This is a genomic window from Streptomyces purpurogeneiscleroticus (assembly GCF_020024005.1).
Classification (GTDB): domain Bacteria; phylum Actinomycetota; class Actinomycetes; order Streptomycetales; family Streptomycetaceae; genus Streptomyces; species Streptomyces purpurogeneiscleroticus.
On sequence record NZ_NHSG01000112.1, the window covers coordinates 1 to 21179 of the forward strand.

24 protein-coding genes are annotated in these 21179 nt (G+C 71.5%); 9 read left to right on the plus strand and 15 right to left on the minus strand.

Features of this window, described 5'->3' with window-relative positions; genetic code table 11:
• Positions 1-144: 144 nt before the first annotated feature.
• Both CCS38_RS05315 and CCS38_RS05320 read right to left on the minus strand, forming a co-directional pair.
• Entirely contained in the window at positions 145-1443 is a 1299-nt protein-coding gene (locus CCS38_RS05315) for a VTT domain-containing protein (protein WP_223732025.1), read from the minus strand.
• Between the two features lie 142 nt (positions 1444-1585).
• Positions 1586-2344 carry a MerR family transcriptional regulator gene (locus tag CCS38_RS05320; protein WP_223732026.1) on the minus strand — a complete coding sequence of 253 codons (759 nt, stop codon included), beginning with the start codon at positions 2342-2344 and terminating at the stop codon, positions 1586-1588.
• A 136-nt stretch (positions 2345-2480) separates the two neighbouring features.
• Between CCS38_RS05320 and leuE the strand changes: the two genes are divergently transcribed.
• Entirely contained in the window at positions 2481-3152 is a 672-nt protein-coding gene (gene leuE / locus CCS38_RS05325; RefSeq protein WP_223732027.1) for a leucine efflux protein LeuE, read from the plus strand.
• A 44-nt stretch (positions 3153-3196) separates the two neighbouring features.
• On the opposite strand, the gene CCS38_RS05330 is transcribed toward leuE, so the two are convergent.
• The 4 genes from CCS38_RS05330 to CCS38_RS05345 all read right to left on the minus strand — a co-directional run bounded on the left by CCS38_RS05330 (position 3197) and on the right by CCS38_RS05345 (position 6980).
• A complete protein-coding gene (locus CCS38_RS05330) occupies positions 3197-3829 on the minus strand; it encodes a PadR family transcriptional regulator (RefSeq protein ID WP_223732028.1) in 633 nt (210 codons plus the stop codon).
• 46 nt (positions 3830-3875) lie between these two features.
• Entirely contained in the window at positions 3876-4457 is a 582-nt protein-coding gene (locus CCS38_RS05335) for a DinB family protein (protein ID WP_223732029.1), read from the minus strand.
• Positions 4458-4594: 137 nt separating this feature from the next.
• Entirely contained in the window at positions 4595-6052 is a 1458-nt protein-coding gene (locus tag CCS38_RS05340; protein ID WP_223732030.1) for an aldehyde dehydrogenase family protein, read from the minus strand.
• 64 nt (positions 6053-6116) lie between these two features.
• Positions 6117-6980, minus strand: a complete 864-nt coding sequence (locus CCS38_RS05345; RefSeq protein ID WP_223732031.1) for a Sco1979 family transcriptional regulator — start codon at positions 6978-6980, stop codon at positions 6117-6119.
• Between the two features lie 324 nt (positions 6981-7304).
• Between CCS38_RS05345 and CCS38_RS05350 the strand changes: the two genes are divergently transcribed.
• On the plus strand, positions 7305-7814 hold the full coding sequence (locus CCS38_RS05350; protein WP_223732032.1) for an ATP-binding protein: 510 nt from the start codon (positions 7305-7307) through the stop codon (positions 7812-7814).
• Between the two features lie 72 nt (positions 7815-7886).
• Here CCS38_RS05350 and CCS38_RS05355 read toward each other — a convergent pair whose 3' ends face one another.
• The 5 genes from CCS38_RS05355 to rpmG all read right to left on the minus strand — a co-directional run bounded on the left by CCS38_RS05355 (position 7887) and on the right by rpmG (position 10255).
• Complete coding sequence (locus tag CCS38_RS05355) at positions 7887-8126, minus strand: DUF397 domain-containing protein (protein ID WP_030260294.1); 240 nt, start codon at positions 8124-8126, stop codon at positions 7887-7889.
• A 182-nt stretch (positions 8127-8308) separates the two neighbouring features.
• Positions 8309-8545, minus strand: a complete 237-nt coding sequence (gene rpsR / locus CCS38_RS05360; protein ID WP_030621789.1) for a 30S ribosomal protein S18 — start codon at positions 8543-8545, stop codon at positions 8309-8311.
• Positions 8546-8637: 92 nt separating this feature from the next.
• The gene (locus CCS38_RS05365; RefSeq protein WP_223732033.1) at positions 8638-9792 is read right to left on the minus strand and encodes a GTP-binding protein; all 1155 of its coding nucleotides are present in this window, start codon (positions 9790-9792) and stop codon (positions 8638-8640) included.
• A complete protein-coding gene (locus tag CCS38_RS05370; protein ID WP_030260289.1) occupies positions 9792-10082 on the minus strand; it encodes a type B 50S ribosomal protein L31 in 291 nt (96 codons plus the stop codon). The genes CCS38_RS05365 and CCS38_RS05370 overlap by 1 nt, the downstream gene beginning before the upstream one ends.
• Positions 10083-10090: 8 nt before the next feature.
• A complete protein-coding gene (rpmG, locus tag CCS38_RS05375) occupies positions 10091-10255 on the minus strand; it encodes a 50S ribosomal protein L33 (protein WP_223732034.1) in 165 nt (54 codons plus the stop codon).
• 60 nt (positions 10256-10315) lie between these two features.
• Here rpmG and rpmB point away from each other — a divergent pair, with 60 nt between their 5' ends.
• From rpmB to tatA, 3 genes are all read left to right on the plus strand, one after another.
• Positions 10316-10552 (plus strand): 50S ribosomal protein L28, encoded by a 237-nt coding sequence (gene rpmB, locus CCS38_RS05380; protein ID WP_030260283.1) that lies wholly within the window; start codon positions 10316-10318, stop codon positions 10550-10552.
• A 1-nt stretch (position 10553) separates the two neighbouring features.
• Positions 10554-10859, plus strand: coding sequence for a 30S ribosomal protein S14 (gene rpsN / locus CCS38_RS05385; protein WP_030260281.1), 306 nt, complete (start codon positions 10554-10556; stop codon positions 10857-10859).
• A 172-nt stretch (positions 10860-11031) separates the two neighbouring features.
• The gene (gene tatA, locus CCS38_RS05390) at positions 11032-11241 is read left to right on the plus strand and encodes a Sec-independent protein translocase subunit TatA (RefSeq protein ID WP_223732035.1); all 210 of its coding nucleotides are present in this window, start codon (positions 11032-11034) and stop codon (positions 11239-11241) included.
• Between the two features lie 11 nt (positions 11242-11252).
• Here the strand turns inward: tatA and CCS38_RS05395 are convergent, their stop codons facing one another.
• Positions 11253-12023: an alpha/beta fold hydrolase gene (locus tag CCS38_RS05395; RefSeq protein WP_223732036.1), complete on the minus strand. Its 771-nt coding sequence runs from the start codon at positions 12021-12023 to the stop codon at positions 11253-11255.
• A 160-nt stretch (positions 12024-12183) separates the two neighbouring features.
• Here CCS38_RS05395 and CCS38_RS05400 point away from each other — a divergent pair, with 160 nt between their 5' ends.
• From CCS38_RS05400 to CCS38_RS05415, 4 genes are all read left to right on the plus strand, one after another.
• On the plus strand, positions 12184-13326 hold the full coding sequence (locus CCS38_RS05400; RefSeq protein ID WP_223732037.1) for a winged helix DNA-binding domain-containing protein: 1143 nt from the start codon (positions 12184-12186) through the stop codon (positions 13324-13326).
• A 66-nt stretch (positions 13327-13392) separates the two neighbouring features.
• The gene (locus CCS38_RS05405) at positions 13393-15069 is read left to right on the plus strand and encodes a bifunctional 3'-5' exonuclease/DNA polymerase (RefSeq protein WP_223732038.1); all 1677 of its coding nucleotides are present in this window, start codon (positions 13393-13395) and stop codon (positions 15067-15069) included.
• A 127-nt stretch (positions 15070-15196) separates the two neighbouring features.
• Positions 15197-16096, plus strand: coding sequence for a DeoR/GlpR family DNA-binding transcription regulator (locus CCS38_RS05410; protein ID WP_263301724.1), 900 nt, complete (start codon positions 15197-15199; stop codon positions 16094-16096).
• A 15-nt stretch (positions 16097-16111) separates the two neighbouring features.
• Positions 16112-16513 (plus strand): RidA family protein, encoded by a 402-nt coding sequence (locus tag CCS38_RS05415; RefSeq protein WP_223732039.1) that lies wholly within the window; start codon positions 16112-16114, stop codon positions 16511-16513.
• Between the two features lie 93 nt (positions 16514-16606).
• Here CCS38_RS05415 and CCS38_RS05420 read toward each other — a convergent pair whose 3' ends face one another.
• From CCS38_RS05420 to CCS38_RS05430, 3 genes are all read right to left on the minus strand, one after another.
• The gene (locus CCS38_RS05420) at positions 16607-17779 is read right to left on the minus strand and encodes an acyltransferase family protein (RefSeq protein ID WP_223732040.1); all 1173 of its coding nucleotides are present in this window, start codon (positions 17777-17779) and stop codon (positions 16607-16609) included.
• A 180-nt stretch (positions 17780-17959) separates the two neighbouring features.
• Positions 17960-18853: a glycerophosphodiester phosphodiesterase gene (locus CCS38_RS05425; protein WP_223732041.1), complete on the minus strand. Its 894-nt coding sequence runs from the start codon at positions 18851-18853 to the stop codon at positions 17960-17962.
• Positions 18854-19094: 241 nt separating this feature from the next.
• Positions 19095-21179, minus strand: a 2085-nt coding sequence (locus CCS38_RS05430) for a tetratricopeptide repeat protein (RefSeq protein WP_223732042.1), incomplete at its 5' end; no start/stop codon positions are given.

Consider the following 21179-nt stretch of genomic DNA (forward strand, 5'->3'; position numbering starts at 1 on the left):
GGGGTTCGCAGGGTGGGAAATGGGGTGAGGGGGGTGAACCCGCCCTGGACGCCGCGAAGGCGCCCCTGGACCGTTCCGCGGCGACGCGGAAACGGAAGGGACGCCCAAGGGCGGTGCGGTACGGGGGATGTGCTGCGCAGCCGGTCAGCGCTTGGCGTGGCGGCCGCGGCGCCCCTCGCCCGGAGGCTGCTGGTGATCCTGGGGATGCGGCTGCTGCGGCCCCTGCTGAGGGTGCTGCGGCTCTGAATGATACTGCTCCGGACCGCCCGGCTGCTGCGCGGGACGGCCGTACGGAGCGGGCCCGGACTGCCCGCCGTACGGGGGCTGCTGGGGCTGCTGCGGCTGCTGTCCGTACGGCGCCTGCGGGGCCTGCGGAGCGTCCTGCCGGCCGTACGGCGGCTGCTGCGCCCGAGGCGCCTGCTGGTCACCGTAGGAGGATGCCTGCTGCCCTCCGTAGGGGGCCTGCTGTCCGCCGTAAGAGGCCGGATCCTGCCGCCCGTACGGCGACGCCTGCCCCTGGCCGTACGGGGCCTGTCCCCGACCGTACGAAGCCTGGTCCTGGCCGTACGAAGCCTGGCCGCGGCCGTACGGGGGCTCCTGGCGGCCGTACGGGGGCTGCTGCTGCCCGCCGTACTGGGGCCGGTCCTGCTGCGCGCCGTACGGAGCCGGCCCGTGACCGCCCTGGCCGCCGCCGTACGGGGCGCGCTCCTCGCCCTCGTACGGGACGCGCGGCATCGGCTGGGTGGCGTCCGCGGGGCCGCCCTGCGGCACGTCCTGGCCCGCGGCGCCCTCGGCGCCCTCGGCGCGCTCAGCGGCCGCCTTCTTGCCCTTCTTACGGCCGCGGAGGTACTCGATGATGATCGGCACGACGGAGATCAGCACGATCAGGACGAGGATGGCTTCGATGTTCTTGTGCACGAACTCGATGCCGCCCAGCGCGGCGCCGAGCAGCGTCACACCCGCGCCCCACAGCACGCCGCCGATGACGTTGAAGGTGATGAACGAGCGGTAGTTCATCCGGCTCACGCCCGCGATGATCGGCGTGAACGTCCGCACGATCGGCACGAAGCGGGCCAGGATCAGCGACTTCGGGCCGTGCTTCTCGAAGAAGTCGTGTGCCTTCTCGACGTTCTCCTGCTTGAACAGCTTGGAGTCGGGCCGCTTGAACAGCGAGGGCCCGACCTTCCGGCCGAAGAGATAGCCCGCCTGGTCGCCCAGCACCGCCGCCAGCACGATCAGCAGACACACCAGCCACAGCGGCTTGTCCAGCTTCCCGGCCGTGACCAGCAGGCCGGTCGTGAACAGCAGGGAGTCACCGGGCAGGAAGAAACCGATCAGCAGACCGGACTCCGCGAAGACGATGACCAGAACGCCGATCAGGCCGAACGTGCCGATCAGATAGTCCGGGTCCAGCCACTGGGGGCCGAGCGCGAGAGTGTTCACGGTGGGCAGGGCTCCTGGGTCGAGGGCGCCGGATCGGTCGGCAGGCGGAGAGCGGGGTACAGGCGCAGTATGCGGCCCAAAGCTATCAACGCCTCGTGCCGCCCCTTGGTTCCAGCTGTCCGTCCCGGCGCCCCCGAGCCCCTCAGGAACGGCGGACCGCGTTCGCGAGCATCGCGTCCCGCATGTAGGCCGCGAGTCCGGGCCGGATCGCCTCGTACGTGGCGGTGAAGCGCTCGTCCGCGACGTACATCTCGCCGAGACAGGTGTGCATCTCGTACGAGCACTCGTAGTGGTGCCGGGAAATGAAGCGGCGGTGCTCCTCGGCGACGTCCGCCGCCGCCTCCGAGTCGGCCGGCACGCCCTGCGCCAGCAGCTCGCCCATCCGGCGGTGGATCGCGTCGAAGTCCGCCGTCAGCCGCTTCCAGTCCTCCTTGGTGTACGTGGCGGCGCGGCGCTGCGACTCCTTGTACGCCTCCGTGCCGCCCCAGCGCCGCTCGGTCTCCTCGGCGTACTGGTCCGGGTCGAAGTCCCCGAAGACCTCGAACTTCTCCTCGGGGGTCAGATTGATGCCCATCCTGCGTGCCTCCATCGCGGTCGCCACGGCCGCGGCCATCTTCTGCAGCTTCTCGATCCGGGCGGTCAGCAGGTCGTGCTGCCTCCGCAGGTGCTCCTGGGGGTCCGCGTCCGGGTCGTCCAGAAGTGCCGCGACCTCGTCGAGCGGAAAGCCGAGCTCCCGGTAGAACAGGACGCGCTGCAGCCGGTCGAGGTCGGCGTCGTCGTAGCGCCGGTGGCCCGCGTGGCTGCGCGCGCTCGGCGAGAGCAGTCCGATCTCGTCGTAGTGGTGCAGGGTGCGCACCGTGACGCCGGCGAACCCGGCGACCTGTCCCACGGAGTACGTCATCTCCGCTCCCTTCTCGGTACGCCTTCACGGTGCCGCCTCACGTCGCGTGAGGTGCAAGCCCGCCGTCCCGGTGTGAGTCGTGTCCGCATCCCGGAAACGGCGTGACCCTTCCGGTTCCGGATGGCATCCTGCGGCCATGCTGGGGATAACGGATCTTTCGACGTATCTCGCGGGTCTCGCGCTGATCATCCTGCTGCCGGGCCCGAACTCGCTGTACGTCGTCTCGGTCGCCGCGCGGCGCGGCCCGAGGGTGGCCTACCGGGCCGCCGCCGGCGTGCTGTGCGGCGACGCAGTGCTGATGACGCTCTCGGCGGGCGGCGTGGCATCGCTGCTGCAGGCCAGCCCGCTGGCCTTCGGGGTCGTGAAGTTCGCGGGTGCCGGCTATCTGACCTGGCTGGCGATCGGGATGCTGCGCGGCGCGGTGGCGATGTGGCGCGGCCGGGAGGCCCGCAAGGCCGAGAGGGACGGGGAGGGCGCCTCGCCCGCGCGGCCCAAGGAGGAGACCGAGCGGCCGTACCGCCGCGCCCTCGTGGTCAGCCTGCTCAACCCGAAGGCGATCCTGTTCTTCATCTCCTTCTTCGTGCAGTTCGTCGATCCGCACTACGCGCACCAGACGCTGTCCTTCCTGGCGCTCGGCGCGTGGGCCCAGCTGTTCAGCTTCACGTACCTGTCGATCCTGATCTTCAGCGGTACGTATCTGGCCGCGACCTTCCGCAAGCGGCGCCGCCTCACCGCGGGCCTGACCGCGGGCGCCGGCGCCGCCTTCCTGGGCTTCGCCGCGAAGCTGTCGATGGCCGGCACGGGCTGATGGACGGCAGGGGCTGATGTCCGGCACGGGCTGAGAGCCCGCGGCTAGCCCCCGAACGGCGGCTTGTCCGCGAACGGGTTCGGCGTGCCCTCCGGCAGTACGCCCACGAAGGGCGCGCCCTCGCCCGCGAAGACGTAGGCGCCCCCTTCGATGCGCGCGATCAGGGAGCGGGTCCACTCCGCTCCGGTGTCCGCGGCGTGCACCCACATGTTCATGATCTCGCCGATGTGGCCGAGCTGCTCCGGGCCGTCCTCGGGGACGTAGTGCCCCGTGACCTCGGCCCGCCACGCCTCCAGGGCCCGCACCCGCTCCGTCAGCAGGGCCACCGCCTCCCGGCGCGGCAGGTCGACCATGAAGCCGATGCCGGCGCTCAGCACGTCCACCTTCTGGTCGTGCTGGGAGAGCGCGGCACGCAGCAGCGCGAAGTACTCCGCCTCCCCGGCGTCCGTCAGCTCGTACTCCGTGCGCGGCGGCCCGCCGGCCGTGCTCGGCGCAGTCTCGTGCGCGCGCAGCAGTCCCTGCTTCGCCATCTGCTTCAGCGCGTGGTAGATCGAGCCGGGCTTGGCGTTCGACCACTCGTGGGCGCCCCAGTACTCCAGGTCGCTGCGTACTTGGTAGCCGTGGGTCCGGCCGTGCTGCCGCACGGCTCCCAGTACCAGCAGCCGGATCGCCGACATCGCCCGCGCTCTCCTCGTCCCCGGGTGTGACCTTGCCGGTCAGACGCTACTGCCCGGCGGACTCCGGCTCCTGCACCGCCTGCTTCTCGCGCAGCGCCCGCTCCTCGTCCACCAGGGCGAAGGCCGTCGCGCCGTCCAGTGACTCGCGGACGATGTCGGCGTGGCCCGCGTGCCGCGCGATCTCCTCGATCAGGTGCAGCACCAGCCAGCGCATGGACTGCCGGGCATGCGGCGGGAACCACGGCGCTTCGGGCAGCGGGAAGGTGTCGTCCAGGCTCGGCACCGAGCGGATGAGCTCCTCCGTGCGCTGCGCCACCCCGTCCCAGTAGGCCAGCATGCCCGCGACGGTCTCGCCCTCCTCCAGCTGGAAGCCGAGGTGCCAGGTGCTCTCGTCGCGCTTGATGGAGGGCGGCAGCTCCTGCGCGATCTCCAGCCAGCCCTGCTCGGTCTGCGCGACGTGCTTGAGCAGCCCGGACAGGGACAGCTCGCTGGCACTGGGGCGGCGCGCGGCCGCTTCGTCGGTCAGGCCGAGCAGCGTGCGGCGGACGCCGCCGCGCTGCGCCTCCAGGAAGGCCAGGAGCGCGCCGCGCTCGTCGCCGTGGGTCTCGGCAGGCACGTGAGTGGGCATGGCAGCCGCCTTTCGTCGCTTCGTGGGTGCCGGTGGGTTTCCCCCGGCACCGACCAAGCTACGAACCCTTGCGGTCAGGTTCTGTCCGCAAGGATCGCTCGCACCGAACCCGTCAGAAAGAGACCAGCAAAGAGAACTCAGAACGGAAACGTCGTCCGCTCATGCTGGATCGAGACCCACTTTTGGGTCGTGAACGCCTCCACCGTCGACTCGCCGTTCAGCCGCCCGACTCCGGACGCCTTCTCGCCGCCGAAGGCCACCAGCGGCTCGTCCTGGACCGTGCTGTCGTTGATGTGGATCATGCCGGTCTCGATCTCCCGGGCCACCCGCGCACCGCGCTCCACGTTGCCGGTGTGCACCGCGCCGCTCAGGCCGTACGGGGAGTCGTTGGCGAGCCGTACCGCCTCCTCCTCGCCGTCGAACGCGCCGAGCAGCACCACGGGCCCGAAGATCTCCTGCCCGTACAGCGCGGAGTCGGCGGGCAGTCCCGACAGCACCGTCGGCTCGACCAGATTGCCCCGCGTACTGCCGCGCACCAGGGGCGTGGCGCCCTCGGCGACCGCCCGCTCCACCAGCGCGGTCAGGGCCTCGGCCTGGAAGCTGTTGATGAGCGGCCCGATGTGGGTGTCCGGGTCGCGCGGGTCGCCGGTCTTCAGCTTCCGGACCCGGGCCACGAACTTCTCTGTGAACTCCGCCTCGACCTTGCGGTCCACGAGGATGCGGTTGGCCGCCATGCAGACCTGGCCCTGGTACACGAAGCGGCTGAAGACCGCGGCGTCCACCGCGTAGTCGATGTCCGCGTCGTCCAGGACGATCAGCGCGCTGTTGCCGCTCAGTTCGAGAATGGCGCGCTTGAAGTGGCCCGCGGTGACCGCGGCGACGTGCCGGCCGACCTTGTCCGAGCCGGTGAAGGAGATCACCCGGGGCACCGGGTGCTCTATCAGCGCGTCGCCGATCTCGGCGATGTCCGTTATCAGGACGTTCAGCAGGCCGGCCGGCAGGCCCGCGTCCTCGAAGATCTTGGCGATCAGGCCGCCGCCGACCACCGGGGTGTTCTGATTCGGCTTGACGACGACGGCGTTGCCCAGGGCCAGCGCGGGCGCCACCGACTTCAGCGTGACCAGGAAAGGGAAGTTGTACGGGCTGATCACGCCGATGACGCCGACCGGCAGCCGGTAGACGCGGTTCTCCTTGCCCTCCACGGGGGACGGCACGATGCGGCCTTCGGGGCGCAGCGCGAGCTGTACCGCCTCGCGCAGGAACTCCTGCGCCGTGCGCACCTCGTAGGCCGCCTTGACGCGCGTACCGCCGAGCTCGACGACGATCGCCTCGATGATCTCGTCCTCGCGCTCCTGGACGATGCGCAGCGCGTTCTCGAATATCAGCCGGCGGCTGTACGGATTGGTGCGAGCCCACTCAAGCTGCGCGCGCTCGGCCGCCCGGTACGCCTCGTCGACCTGGTCCACGCCCGCGACCGTGACGGAGGCGAGTTTCTCCTGGTCGTACGGGTTGAAGTCGATGATGTCCCACGAGCCGCTGCCGACCCGCCACTCACCGTCGATGTACTGGTAGGCCAGGTCGGAGAAGAAGGACATGGGCGTTCCTACTCTGTGCGGGCGCCTGTGGGGTGGGCTGAGCCGGCGTCATTCTACTGGCGAGTCACGTCAGTTGGAGGAGTCCCCGGAGAAGATCCCGGGTGCCGGACGGATCCAGGCTCTCCTCCTGGAGGCTGCTCATCACCCGCTCGTACTGGCCGACCTCCTCGGCCTTGTCCAGATACAGCGCGCTGGTGAGCTGCTCCAGATAGACGATGTCGGAGAGGTCGGACTCGGGGAAGCGCAGCATCGTGAAGGCGCCGCTCTCGCCCGCGTGCCCGCCGAAGTTGAAGGGCACGACCTGCAGCCGCACGTTCGGGCGCTCCGAGATGTCGATCAGATGCTGGAGCTGGCCGCGCATGACGGAACGGTCGCCGTACGGACGGCGCAGCGCGGCCTCGTCCAGTACACAGTCGAACTGCGGCGCCCGTTCCGCGATCAGCAGCTTCTGGCGCTCCTGGCGCAGGGCGACGCGGCGGTCGATCTCGGCCTCCGGGGCGCCGCGCATGCCGCGGCTCACGACGGCGTGCGCGTACCCCTCCGTCTGCAGGAGACCGTGCACGAACTGCACCTCGTAGGTGCGTATGTGCGAAGCGGCTCCTTCCAGACCCACATATGTCTGGAACCAGCCGGGAAGTACATCGCCGTAACTGTGCCACCAGCCCGCCACGTTGGCCTCGCGGGCCAGCCCGAGGAGGGAGTCGCGCTCGGCCTCGTCCCCGACGCCGTAGAGGGTCAGCAGGTCCGCCACGTCCCGCGCCTTGAAGCTCACCCGCCCCAGCTCCATACGGCTGATCTTCGATTCCGACGCACGGATCGAATAGCCGGCCGCCTCACGTGTTATCCCGCGGGACTCTCGCAGCCTCCGCAGCTGCGACCCCAGCAGGATGCGCCGCACCACAGATCCGCTCGACTCACTTGCGGTCACAACTTCGACCCTCCCGTGACCCACCCCGTCCAACAATGAGCGGCAGTCTGCCACGTTCGGGCTCCGTTGCGTGCTCAACCGGTTACGGATATGGGCCTGTTCTCGCGGCTTCGGTAAAGCCCGGCACAAGAGTGCGTAGGAAGAATTACGCCGCTATGCCTACGGCCGTACACAAACTGGACGCGTGCACGTGCATCTGCCCTTGCATCTGCCGTAAGCATTCGGAACCATGGAGGTCGCACACATGCACGCTCGTGAAAGACCCGCGAGATCTGGGCACACCCGTCTGGATCGTGACGTCCGCGAACGCCAGGAGTGCCTCGCATGGGGACCAAGGTTTCGACCATGCTCGCGCCGTTATGGCAGGGGCTTCCGCCAGTCGACCCCGCAGCCATCGCCGGCTCCGTCTCCTGGACCCTGCGGCCGCAGTACGAATCGGTGCGCGGCGCGCGGCAGTTCACCCGTGAGACGCTGCAGCACTGGAACATGGACGAGCTCTTCGACAGCGTCGCGCTCGTCGTGTCCGAGCTGGTCACCAACGCGCTGCGGCACGCGGCGCCGGAGCGGGACGACGCGCCGAGACTCCACCTGATCCGCTGGGCGGGCCGGCTGGTCTGCGCGGTACGGGACAGCAGCGACGCCTCCCCGGTCGAGGGCGAGGCGGACTTCTCCGCGGAGTCCGGGCGCGGGCTCTACCTGGTGGACTCCTTCAGCGACAGCTGGGGCTGGCACCGCCTGGAGGACGTCCCGCACGGCAAGGTCGTCTGGGCGCTCTTCCAGCTGCCGCAGGTCCCGGCCCAGGCCACGGCCGCCTCCCGGGCCCAGGCGAGCTGACCACGCATACACATGTGACATATGCACGTGCAGGTGTCACCTGCATGCGCAGAGACCGGCCCCGTGGCGGCATCAGTCCCGTATCAGGTGGTCGAACTCGCCGTCCTTGATGCCGAGCAGCATCGATTCGATCTCCGCCGGCGTATAGACGAGCGCCGGCCCGTCGGGGAAGCGGGAGTTGCGCACCGCCACGTCGCCGCCGGGCAGCTTGGCGAACTCCACACACGTACCGTTGGAGTTGCTGTGCCGGCTCTTCTGCCACACCACTCCGTCGAGATCCGATGCGGCCATGCCGTTGTACGCGTGGGGCACTGGTCTCTCCCGGTGAGAAATGGCGTCAACTGCCCGGGATCATAACTCTGTTCATATGCCAATGCTCGGGCAGATGCACGTGCACGACAGCCTGTGGCCAGCCCGTCACAGCTCGTCGGGCCGCACCTCGTCCGTCGAGCGCCTTCCCCTCCGCCCCGCTCCCCATGCCCGGCGGCGTACGGTCAGCGCGAGGCGTACGGCAGCAGCGCCATCTCCCGCGCGTTCTTGATCGCCGCGGCGATCTGCCGCTGCTGCTGGGCAGAAACCCTGGTGATGCGGCGGCTGCGGATCTTCCCGCGGTCGGAGATGAACTTCCGGAGCAGGTCGGTGTCCTTGTAGTCGATGTAGGTGATCCCCGCCGCGTCGAGCGGGTTGGGGCGCGGCGCGCTCTTCTTGCGCGGGTCGGGACGACGGGGCATGACAGGGGTTCCTCACGAAATCGGGCCATCGAAGACGACCGAGAATTGATGTAGATGCACGACACACGCGTATCGCGGTCGGCGGATGCCGACTACGGCACCGGGTCGAGCAGTTCGTCGAACGCGGTGGACAGCTGCCGCCAGTACTCCCGGCCGCGCGCGTACTCCGCGTCGGTGAGCAGGCAGGACTCCAGCAGCGCCGTCAGCCCCTCCCGGTCCAGGCCGGGCGAGGTGAACACCAGGTGCTGCGCACGGTCGCCGTGCTCGGGGTCCCAGTCCAGCGCGGCGGCGGCCCGGCGCATCGGCGGCACCATCTCCCAGGCGGCGTCCGGCAGCGAGGCCAGCCACGGCCCGGTGTTCTCCACGCAGAGCGCGCCGCCCGCCGCGTCCCAGGACAGCAGCGTGTCCGGCCGGTCGGCCAGCCAGAAGCGGCCCCGGCTGCGCGCGGCGGCGCAGCACAGGTCCTCCAGCGCGGCGTGCAGCCGGCCGGGGTGGAACGGCCGCGTGCGGTGCCACACCAGGGTCGCGACGTCCGCCTCGTCGGCCTCCTGCGGCAGCAGCGCGCAGGCCGGGTGCTGGCGCGCGGCGGCGGCCGCCACGTCGAAGCCCGCCGTCGCGGCGGCCGCCAGCTCGGGCGACTCCACCGGGATGCGCTGCGCCGTGGGGTGCAGCTGGTTCAGCAGCGCGAGGTCCGACTCGTCACCCGGCTCCTCGCCGGGCGCGACGACCAGCACCGGCGGGTACTCCAGCTGACGCGCCCAGGTGTCCGCGACGGTCCGCTGGTCCGAGGCGGCGGCCGCGAGGCCCGCCTCGGCGAGGTCGTCGCCGCAGCCCAGGTAGGGCAGCAGCAGGGCCGGGTCGACGGCCGTCATGACGCCGGTCAGCGCGAGCGACTCGCCGCCGCAGGAGTCGATCACCTCGGCCATCGCCTTGGGCTCGACCGAGTCCCACAGCTCCACGACGGCCAGCCGGCACGTCCGGCCGTCCGCCAGCCGCTCCAGCTCGGGCACCAGGTCCTCGCGCAGCGCGCAGCAGGCGCAGTCGTTGACCAGCGGCGCCTCGCCGCTGTCCAGCAGGCCCGTGCTGTCCCGCACGGTGCGCTGCACGACGCCGTCGGCGGCGGTGGCGAGGTCGTGGTGGAGGGCGACGCTGCCCGGGACGGTCCGCAGCAGCTGCTCGACGGCGGCCCGGCGGGCCTCCCCGTGCAGCCCGCCGACGATCACCACGGAGAGCCGGTCGCGGTCCATCAGCGGTCCCCGCGCTCACCGTCGGCCGCGCGCCGCCCGCCGGGCGTCCGCTTGCCGAACCGGCGCTCGAAGCGCTCCACGCGCCCCGCGGTGTCCAGTACGCGCGCGGTGCCCGTGTAGAAGGGGTGGCTCGCCGACGAGATCTCCACGTCGATCACCGGGTAGGTGTTGCCGTCCTCCCACTCGACCGTCTTCTCGCTGGTGGCGGTCGACCGGGTGAGGAAAGCGAAGTCGGCGGCCCGGTCGCGGAAGACGACGGGCCCGTACGCGGGGTGGATTCCAGGCTTCATGACGCTGCTCAGCGCTCCTCTCGGAAGTCGACGTGCCGGCCGACGACCGGGTCGTACTTCTTCAGCACCAGCCGGTCGGGGTCGTTACGGCGGTTCTTGCGGGTGACGTACGTGTAGCCCGTGCCGGCGGTGGACCGGAGCTTGATCACGGGACGTAGTTCGTTGCGGGCCATACGAGCTACTATACAGAAACGACAGTCATTTTCATTAAGGCTCAGTAGGAGGTAGCTCACTTGTCCGCCCACTGCCAGCTGACCGGCCGCACGCCGGCCTTCGGCAACACGATCTCCCACTCGCACCGGCGCACGCCGCGCCGCTTCGACCCGAACATCCAGCGCAAGCGGTACTGGCTGCCCAGCGAGAACCGCTTCGTGCGCCTGCGGCTCAGCACCAAGGCGATCAAGACCGTCGACACCATCGGCATCGAGGCCGCCGTCGCCCGTATCCGCGCCCGTGGGGAGAAGGTCTGACATGGCGAAGAAGAGCAAGATCGCGAAGAACGAGAAGCGTCGCGTCGTCGTCGCCCGTTACGCCGCCCGCCGCGCCGCCCTGAAGGCGATCATCCGCGACCCGAAGACGCCGGACGAGGAGCGGCTGGCCGCCCAGAGCGAGCTGGCCCGCCAGCCGCGCGACGCCAGCGCCACCCGCGTCCGCAACCGCGACAGCGTCGACGGCCGCCCGCGCGGTTACTTCCGCACGTTCGGCCTGTCCCGCGTCAACCTGCGCGAACAGGCACACGCGGGCTACCTGCCGGGTGTGACGAAGTCCAGCTGGTAGGCAGCGCTATGACACCGGGGCCGGGGCCGCCGTTCACGCGCGCCCCGGCCCCGGTTTCCCTCCCGTACTCCCGTACGGGTCATACTGAGCGGAACGTCCGATTCTGTACCGCGCGTACGAGGCGCGCGGCTGCGCACCCACGGGAACGCACCCCAACGAGAGCGAGCCCCCCATGTTCCGCAATGCCCTCGAGCCCTGGCACCTGGTGCTGATCCTCACGGTCCTCGTCCTGCTCTTCGGCTCGAAGAAGCTCCCCGACATGGCGCGCGGGCTCGGCAAGTCGATGCGCATCCTGAAGTCGGAGACCAAGGCCATGAAGTCCGACGACCGCGACGGCCCCCGGGCGGCGCCGGAACAGCAGCGGACCGCCGGCCAGGAGTGACGCCCGGGGGCTCACTCCCGTAGGAAGTCCTCCATCACGGTGGCCAAGGCCACCGGAGTCTCGTGCATCGGGTAGTGACCCGTGCCCGGGAGGGTGATGACCTCGGCGTTCGGGTACCAGCTCTGCCATGTCGCGTGCATGACGTCGGCGGTGAGGGCGAGGTCGTGCTCGCCGACGACGACGCGTACCGGGACGGGGTTGCCGCGGACCGCGTCCGAGAGGTCCAGCGTGTGCCAGCTGGCGAGGTAGCCGGCGTGCGCCTCCTTGCGGGAGGCCGCCATCGAGTGGCTGATCATCCGGCGCTGCCAGGCCCGGCCCGTACGGTGGCCGGTCACCAGGTCGAGGATGGCGCGGCGCTTCTCGGGGTCCTCGGACGCTCCGTAGAAGAGGGCCTGCGTCGACTCGTCCATCGGGTACGGCGCCGCCGGTACGGGTGCGAGGCCGAGCAGCCGGCTGACCCGCTCCGGCGCGCGGACCAGCACCTGCTGGATCGCCTTGCCGCCCATGGAGTGCCCGACCAGCGCGAAGCGGTCCCAGCCGAGCTGGTCGGCGAGGGTCAGCACGTCGTCGGCGATCTCGGGGAGGTCGTACCGGCCGGGAACGTCCTTGCGGTCGCCGTAACCGCGGTAGTCCAGGAACGCGTACGTGAAGTCCTCGGTGTCCAGGTACTCCAGGATCGTGCCCCAGCCCGCGCAGGTGGCGAACCAGTCGTGCAGCACGATGACATGGCGTGGGCCCGAGCCGATGAGGCGGTGGGCGACGGTCTGCTCGGATCTGGTCATGCGGCGGCTCCCTCTTCGGTGTCCGGTGCCCAGCACTCGCGAGCGTATGATCCCGCCGCCCCGTGGTGCGGGAACAGAGGCGGGACACGGCGAACACCACTGCCACCGCCGTGACTTGCGGTGCCGGGCGATTGTCAGTGGCGTGCGGTGCAATGGGCTCATGAACCGGACCCTCAAGGTGCGTCACGACCAGGTGCTGGCCTGGCGGCTGCGGCAGCAGAGCCTCGCGCCGCGCGGGGCCGCGTCCGTCGCGGAGCTCGCCGGGCGGCTGGCCGGGGTGCAGGCCCAGGTCGCCTCGTCCGCCGAGCTGGCGGTCGCCTCCCGCCAGAAGGACCCGGCGCCGGGCTCCGTTGACGCCGCGCTCGCGGACCGCTCGGTGATCAGGACCTGGGCCATGCGCGGGACCCTCCATCTGCTCCCCGCACCGGCGCTCGGTGCGTATCTCTCCCTGGTCGGCGCTGCCCGTACGTGGGAGAAGCCGTCCTGGCAGAAGGCGTTCGGGGTCGGCCCGCAGCAGCTGGCGGCGCTGGGTGAGGCGGTCGACGAGGAGCTGCACGGGCGGCAGCTGACCCGCGAGGAGCTGGTCGCGGCCGTGTGCTCCCGCAAGGACCTGACCGGGCTCGGCGAGCAGCTGTCCTCGGGCTGGAGCGCGGTGCTCAAGCCGCTGGCGTGGACGGGACGGCTCTGCCAGGGCCTGCCCCGCGGGCGGAACATCACCTTCGCCGCACCACGGTCGTGGGTGCCGGACTGGGCCGGTGTGCCGGACCCCGAGGAGGCGTCCGGTTTGGTGATCTCCGCGTATCTGGGGGCGCACGGCCCGGCGACGCCCACCGCCTTCGACGCGTGGCTGCTGCGCGGCGCGACCCGCAGGGCGACGCTGCGGGGCTGGTTCGCGGCGCTCGGGGACGCGCTCACGCCGGTCGAGGTGGACGGCGAGCCCGGTGCGTACGTCCGCAGCGAGGACGCCGACGCGCTGGCGGCCGTGCGGCCCTCCCGCGAGGTGCGGCTGCTGGCCGGCTTCGACCAGTACGTCCTCGGGCCGGGCACCGCCGACAGCCGCCTGATCCCGGCGCACCACAGGAAAGACGTGAGCCGTGCGGCCGGGTGGATCTCCCCCGTCGTCGTGCACGGCGGCCGGGTCGCGGGCGTCTGGGCCTTCACCGACACGGCCGTGGCGGTCAGCCTCTTCAAGGACCATGTGGCGGAGCACGGCCCGGTGCCGGACGAGGGCCTGGCGGCCGAGGCGGCCCACCTGGCCCGCTGCACGGGCCGCGACCTGCCGATAGCGGTCCAGGAGATCTGACGGCGAGGGGGCCGGTGGGGGCGCCGCCACCGCCGGATTGTCGTACCCCGGTGCGAAACTCGAAATATGCGGTGGGTGGTGGGCGAATCGGCGAGCGGGGGTGTGCGGCTGTGTGCGGTGGACGGGGCGGGAGAGGCGGTCGGTGCGGTCGCCGAGGAGCCGGACCTGGTCACGGCCGTGCGGGCGCGGCCGGACGTGGAGCGCTGGGTGTGGCGGTCCACGGCGGAGTCGTACCGCAAGCTGCTCGCGGCCGGGGTGCGGGTCGAGCGGTGTTACGACGTCGAGGCCGCCGAGGCGCTGCTGATCGGGCACGAGGAGGGCCAGTCCGGGCAGCCGCGGTCGCTCGCGGCGGCCTGGGCGCGGCTGCGCGGCCTGCCGGTGCCGGACGATCCGCCGGTGCGGACCGCGGAGACGCAGCCCTCGCTCTTCGAGCCGGGCCCGGCCCCGCTGCCGCCGGGCACGGACGAGTTCACGGCGCTGCGCGAGGTGTATGCGGGCCAGCTGGCGCGTACGGAGAAGACCGAGCGGCCGGAGCGGATGCGGCTGCTGCTCGCGTCGGAGTCGGCCGGGATGCTGGTCGCCGCCGAGATGCACCGGGCCGGGGTGCCCTGGCGCGCGGACGTGCACCGCGCGCTGCTGGACGAGCTGCTCGGCGAGCGCTATCCGCGCGGCCTGGAGCCGCAGCGGCTGGCCGAGCTGGCGGACGAGGTGTCGCGCGCCTTCGGGGCGGGCGTGCGCGTCCGCCCCGACCTGCCGGCCGACATCATCCGGGCCTTCGCGCAGGCCGGCATCAAGCTGACCTCCACCCGCAAATGGGAGCTGCTCGGCATCGACCACCCGGCCGTCGCCCCGCTCCTGGAGTACAAGAAGCTCTACCGCCTGCACACCGCGCACGGCTGGTCCTGGCTCCAGCAGTGGGTGCACGAGGGCCGGTTCCGCCCGGAGTACCTGCCCGGCGGCACGGTCTCCGGGCGCTGGACCACCAACGGCGGCGGCGCGCTGCAGGTCCCCAAGGTGATCCGGCGGGCGGTGGTCGCGGACCCCGGCTGGCGGCTGGTGGTCGCGGACGCCGACCAGATGGAGCCCCGGGTGCTGGCGGCCGTCTCCCGGGACCGCGGCCTGATGGAGGTCGCGGGCAGCGGCCGGGATCTGTACGCCGACCTGGCGGCCCGCGCCTTCGGCGGCGACCGCGCGCAGGCCAAGCTCGCGCTGCTCGGCGCGATCTACGGCCAGACCTCCGGCGACGCGCTCAAACACATGGCGGACCTCCGGCGCCGGTATCCGGCCGCGGTGGCGTACGTGGACGACGCGGCGCGGGCCGGCGAGGAGGGCCGGATCGTGCGCACCTGGCTGGGGCGCACGAGCCCGCCCGCCTCGGTGGTCCCGCCCGACGAGGCGGGGCTGCCCCAGGAGGAGGCCCCGTCCTCGTACGGCAGTACAGCGGGCGCCCGGGCCCGCGGCCGCTTCACGCGCAACTTCGTCGTGCAGGGCAGCGCCGCCGACTGGGCACTGCTCGTACTGGCCGGGCTCCGCCGGTCGCTGCACGACGCCGGCATGCAGGCCGAGCTGGTCTTCTTCCAGCATGACGAGGTGATCGTGCACTGCCCCGAGGAGGAGGCGCCGGCGGTCGCGCAGGCCATCGCCGCGGCCGCCGACCTGGCGGGCCGCCTCGCCTTCGGCCCCACCCCGGTCCGCTTCCCGTTCACCACGGCGGTGGTGGAGTGCTACGCGGACGCGAAGTGAGGCCCCCGCCCGGACCAGGGGAAGGCTGTCCGGCAGGCTCTAAACTCCGAGGAGGCCCCGGTGCGGCCGGCCGGGCCCGTAGGACGTGTGAGGACGTGGCTGACCGCCAGCCGGGAGAGGACGAGCGTTGACCGGTACCGAAGGGACAGCCGACGGCACTGCCGAGGAGACGCCCGACGCCGCGCCCCAGGCCGACGCCGCACCCCCGGCCGACGCCGCGTCAGCGCCCGGCGACGCCGCGCCCCCGGCCAAACTCGGCCCCAAGGACCGCCGGAAGCGGATCGCGGACCGGGTGCTGGCCGAGGGCCAGGTCAGCATCGAGGACCTGGTCAAGGAGCTGGGCGTCAGCCAGATGACCGTCCACCGCGACCTGGACACTCTGGAGCACCAGGGCTGGCTGCGGAAGGTGCGCGGCGGCGCCACGGCCGCGCCGAACGCCCTGTTCGAGTCCAACGCGCGCTGGCGCGGCAGCGAGCACGTCGCCGCGAAGGAGGCGATCTGCGCGGCCGCGCTGGCCATAGCGGAGCCCGGCCAGGCGGTGATCATCGACGACTCCAGTACGGCCCTGCCGCTGGCCCGCTCGCTCTCCGGGCGCGGCGCGTACACCGTGATCACCAACTCGCTGCAGGTGATCAACGAGCTGGCCGACGAGCCCGACATCCGGGTGATCGCGCTGGGCGGCGAGTACCACGCCGCGTTCAACGCCTTCCTCGGCATGTCCACCGCCGACATCGCGCGCAGCTTCCGCGCCGATGTCGCCTTCCTGTCCACCTCCGCCGTCGACAACGGCCACTGCTACCACCAGGCCCAGGAGAACGTCCTGGTCAAGCGGGCCCTGATGGCGGCGGCCCGGCGCAAGGTGCTGCTCGTGGACCACTCCAAGTTCAGCCGCCAGGCGCTGTACGAGCTGGCCCCGCTGGCCGACTTCGATCTCGTCATCTCCGACCAGGATCTTCCGCAGGAGGAGCAGGAGGCGCTTCAATCGCTGGGGGTGCGCTACGAATTGGTGGCGACGAGCGGCGGCTGAGGCGGAGGCGGAAGCATGAGCGAGCTGGAGCGGATCAACCCACCGCGGCTGTCCCCGCCGACCGGCTTCAGCCACGCGGTACGGGCGCCCTCCGGCACCCTCGTCCTGCTCGCGGGCCAGACCGCGCTGGACGGCGCCGGCCGGATCGTCGGCAAGGACATCGTCGAGCAGTTCGAGCAGGCGCTGACCAATCTGCTGACCGCGGCCGAGGCGGCCGGCGCCGCCCCCTCCGACCTCGGCAAGCTCACGGTGTACGCGGTGGACGTCGCCGACTACCGGCGCAACGCCGCCGCCATCGGGCAGGTCTGGAAGCGCCTGGTGGGCAGCGACTACCCGGCCATGGCCGTCATCGGCACGACGCGGCTGTGGGACGAGGCCGCCCTGGTCGAGATCGAGGGCATCGCGATCGTCGGCTGACCGGCCACGCGCCGCTCAGCAGCCAGGGCAGGTCCCGCGTACGAAGACGGGGCCCGGTCCGTGGCACGGACCGGGCCCCGGGGAGGCGCGGAGTCAGCGGCGGTGGCGGGCCGCCTCGGCCGGATCCTTCTTGAAGGCCCAGGCCATCTTCGGTTCCATCGCCCAGCGGAACATCCGTTGCACGGGTGGGGTGCACAGCACGGTGATGAGCGCGCCCGCGAAGAGGGTGAGCAGGACGGCGCCCCACGGGGTGTGGATCCAGTCCCAGTCGTCGTACCAGCCCCAGAAGCGGGAGCCCTTGGCGAGGAAGCCGTGCAGCAGGTAGCCGTACAGCGTGCCGGCGCCGAGGGCCGTGCACCACATCGTGCGGCCCGGGATCCAGGCGAAGAAGCACGCGACCAGGACGAGCGAGCAGCCGAACATCGCGAGGGTCATGACCGCGCCGCTCCACCACGGGGCGGCGAGCTCCTGGGCGGCGTCGCGGTGGTAGAACCACGCGGCGTTCATCCGGGGCGCTGCCCAGTAGGCGAACACCAGCGCGGCCGCGAAGACCGGCACCGCGAAGATGCGGGCCCGCTTGTTGCGCACCATCAGGAAGTGCTCGGGCTTGAGGTTCAGGCCGATGACGAAGAACGGCAGGAACTGCAGCACCCGCTGGAGGTCGAGGTCGTTGCCGATGTCCGGCGAGACGGACGCGAGGACGGCGATGGCCAGGGCCAGCGGGACCGGCCAGCGCACGACCTTCCAGATCGGGGTGGTGAGCCGCCAGATGAACAGCGCGATCAGGAACCAGGTCAGATACCAGGGGTCCAGCAGGCTGAAGTCGTAGCCCGGGTCGTTGTCCGCGTACCGCTTGAACAGCGTGTACGCGACCTCGAAGAGGATGTACGGCACCGCGACGCCGGTGATCAGCCGCTGCAGCCGGTCCTTGCGCATGTCGAAACTGCGCGAGAAGTAGCCGGAGATGATGATGAACGCCGGCATGTGGAAGGCGTACACCATGATGTACAGCGCCGCTGCCGACCGGCTGCCGTCCCGCAGCGGTTCCCACGAGTGGCCCATGGCCACCAGCACGATCGCCAGGTACTTGGCGTTGTCGAAGAAGGCGTCCCGCTGCTTGCCGTTCTTCGACGGCTCGGTGCGCTTGCGACCGGCCTGCTGCACGCCGCCCGTTGCCGCGGCGTCCGCGTCCGCCGGCCGTGGTTCCGTCCGCGTGGGCGGGAGAGGAGTGCGCCGCTCACTGTGCGACTGCGCGAGATTGTTCACGTCCCCTCCCCCAGGCAACCCAGGGAGAGAATTCTCCGTCTTACCGGAATTGCGGGGAGCGAGGCAGCTGAGAACATCAGAGGCACCCTAGCCCGGCACACTGAATCCCGTAAATCGTCTCCTCACATGCTTCACATGCCAGCTACGTCACACGGTGACCGGCGAGTAGGAACATGCAGGTCAGAGGATGACACCGTCGACGCTGTAGGCCGAGAACGCCCGTCTGGCCTGACCGACCGACACGCCCCAAGTGTGCACCTCCATCCGGTCGGCGTGCGGTCCCCACAGGCTCTGCACAGCCGACACATAGGACGAACTCAGGCCCTTGTACGGCGGATTGATCCAGTCGGCGAACCGGGCGTACTCGGGAAGCTGCGCGCGGCTCGGCTTGCCGAGCACCGCCGTACGGACGTCCGGCTGCAGGGAGTGCACGCGGCGGACGGCGGCGACGCCGAAGCTCTGGATGACGAGCCCGTCCATCACATGCGCCGCGTCCAGCCAGCCGGACGACCGCAGCTGGGCGAGGATCTGCTTCTCAATGCCCGGGTACTTCTCCGGATTCTTGATCTCCAGCAGAAGGCGCTGGTCATTACGGTCCATGCGATTCAGGTACGAGGCCAGGGTGGGCACTCGCTCCCCCCTGAACTTCTTGCCGAACCAGCTCCCGGCGTCCAGCCTGGCGATCTCGGCCGCGGTGAAGTCGCCCACCCGCCACGGCGACCGGTCGGGGTAGACCTTCTCCGCATTGGTGGTGCGCTCGAGCGTGGCGTCGTGGATGACGACCAGTCTGCCGTCCTTGGTGCGCTGCACGTCGTTCTCGACCCACTCGACGCCGCGCCGGTCGGCCTCATCGACCGCGGCCAGGGTGTTCTCGGGGGCGTACTTGGCGGCGCCCCGGTGTGCGATGACCGTGGGGCCGTCGAGCGGCAGCCCCTTCTGGACGGCGGCCAGGCGGACCGGGGCCGGCGGGGCGGCGACACCACCACCGCCCTGGGCGCCCGTGTCAGCGGCGAGCACCGCCGCGAAAAGAAGGACGAGACCGGCTGCGGCGCTGCGGACGGCGCTTCGGAGCATGGGACCTCCTGGACGCTGGCGGCGGGCCTCGCGTGCCGGCCGGAGTGACCACCCACCCCTGCCAGGTACCGGAGCCCATGACAACTCCCACCACAATTGCACCAGTTTATCCGTTTTCCTATTCGTGTGCGCCAGGCGGGCTAAACGGACCCGGTGCAATCAGGACACGGACGGCACCGACGAGGGAGAAATACGAGGGGTAATTCACTGGCCATGGATTTGCCGCGCCGGCCCCACCACGTCACACGAGGGTGCGCAACTCCGCCAGTACATCGGCGTCCGTGCCGTCCAGCGCCGCCAGCGACAGCCGCCACTGCTCGTCCGACTCCGCCGCGCGCCCGAGGGTGCGCAGGACGTGCCCGTACTCGTACCGCGCCTTGCCGGCGGTGTACGCGTCACCGCGCAATTCGGCCAGGTCCAGCAGCGTCTCGCACTCCCGCGCGGCCCGCTCCGCCCGCGCCAGCGTGCGCAGCGCGCGGATCAGCCCGAGGCGGGTCTCGGAGACCGTGTGCCAGTCGGTGGAGTCCTCCAGCGAGCGCAGCGCCTCTTCGAACTGGCCGACCGCTGCCTCCGGTTCGCCGAGCGTGAGATAGGCGCAGCCGATGTTGCAGCGCGCCGTCTGCTGCAACCGTGCGCTGTTCAGCCGGACGCCCGTCTCCAGGCTGCTCCGGTGGTACTCGATGGCCTTGCGCGCGTCGGTCAGCTCGTAGAGGTTGCCCAGGTGGCTCAGGCAGACCGCCACCGCGTGGTCGTCGCCCAGCCGGTGCGCGTACGCGAGCGCCTCCTCCTGCGCCGCCGCCGACTCCTCGGGCCGCCCCAGCACGTACAGGAGCAGCCCCCGGCTGCTGAGCACGCGCTGCAGCCACTCGTCGTCGCCCAGCTTCCGCCACCGGGCGATCGCGTCGTCGATCAGCACGAGCGCCTTCTCGTAGCGCCCCGACATGTAATACGCACTGGCCAGGTCGCTCATCGCCACCACCTCGGCGCCCGCGTCCCCGGACTCGCGGGCCCCGGACCGCGCCAGGTCGCTCAGATTGGCCAATTCCTGAGTGCGGCCACGGCGTTGCAGATAGGGCGCGAGCATCCGTACCAGCGTCACCGCCGCGTCCCTGCCGTACTCGGTACGGACGTGCCGTGCCACCAGTCCGCTCATGACGGCCAGTTCCCGGTCGCCCCAGCGGAACGCCTCCTCCGCGTCCGCGAACGGCGCTGCCGCCTCCTTCGGCTCGCCCGCCAGCCGCAGCGTCTGAAAGGGCGATGACGGCAGGAGGACCCGTACGGACTGCGCGGCCCGGGCGGCGAACCACTCCAGGCCGCGCCGCTCCGCCGCCTCCCGCTCCGCCGCGTCCTCGTGCTGCGCCGCCAGCTCCCGCGCGAAGTCCCGCACCAGGTCGTGCGGCGCGTACCGGCCGAACGCCACCTCCTCCAGCAGCGCCACGTCCACCAGCCGGTCCAGCGCTGCACAGGTCCGCCGGGTACCGGCGTCCATCAGCCGGGCCGTGAGCGCGGTCTCGTACTCGGGCAGGTCCAGCGCGCCCATCCGGCGCAGCGCCAGCGCCGCGTCCCGGTCGGCCGGGCGCTCCGACGCCACCAGCGCGTCGTGGGCGACGGCCAGTGAGCGCCGCACGCTCAGGTCGTCGTACTCCAGGTGGTCCAGCCGCCCGTCCTGCCCGTCCAGCAGCTCCACCAGCGCCTCCACGGTCAGCGCGCGGCGGGCCGCGAGCCGCGCCGCGACCACCCGCAGCGCCAGCGGCAGCTGCCCGCACAGCTCCGCCAGCCGCCGGGCCGCCGGGCTGTCCGCCGGCACCCGGCCGTGCCCCGACACCCGGCTGATCAGGTCCACGCTGTCCCGCTCGGCGAGCCGGGCCAGCGGCAGGTGCACCGCGCCGTCCAGCGCGGCCAGCGGCGACCGGCTGGTGACCAGCACCGCGCAGCCGGGGCCCGCCGGGAGCAGCGGCCGCACCTGGGCCGCGCCGGCGGCGTCGTCGAGGACGAGGAGGGTGCGGGCCCCGGCGAGCGTCGAGCGGAGCAGCGCCGACGCGGCGTGCACCTCGTCGGGCACTCGCCCGCTCGGCACGCCGAGGTCGCGGAGCAGCGCCTCCAGCGCCTGGAGAGCGCTCATGGGCGCGACGCCGGGGTTGGCGCCGTGCAGATTGAGGAAGAGCTGGCCGTCCGGGTACTGCTCGCACAACCTGTGAGCGACGTGCACGGCCAGCGCGCTCTTCCCGACGCCCGCCATGCCGCTCAGCACGGCGATCGCGGCCCGGCCGCCACGCGGCGCCAACGCCTCGTACAGCGCGGCGACCTGCTCGTCGCGGCCGAGGAA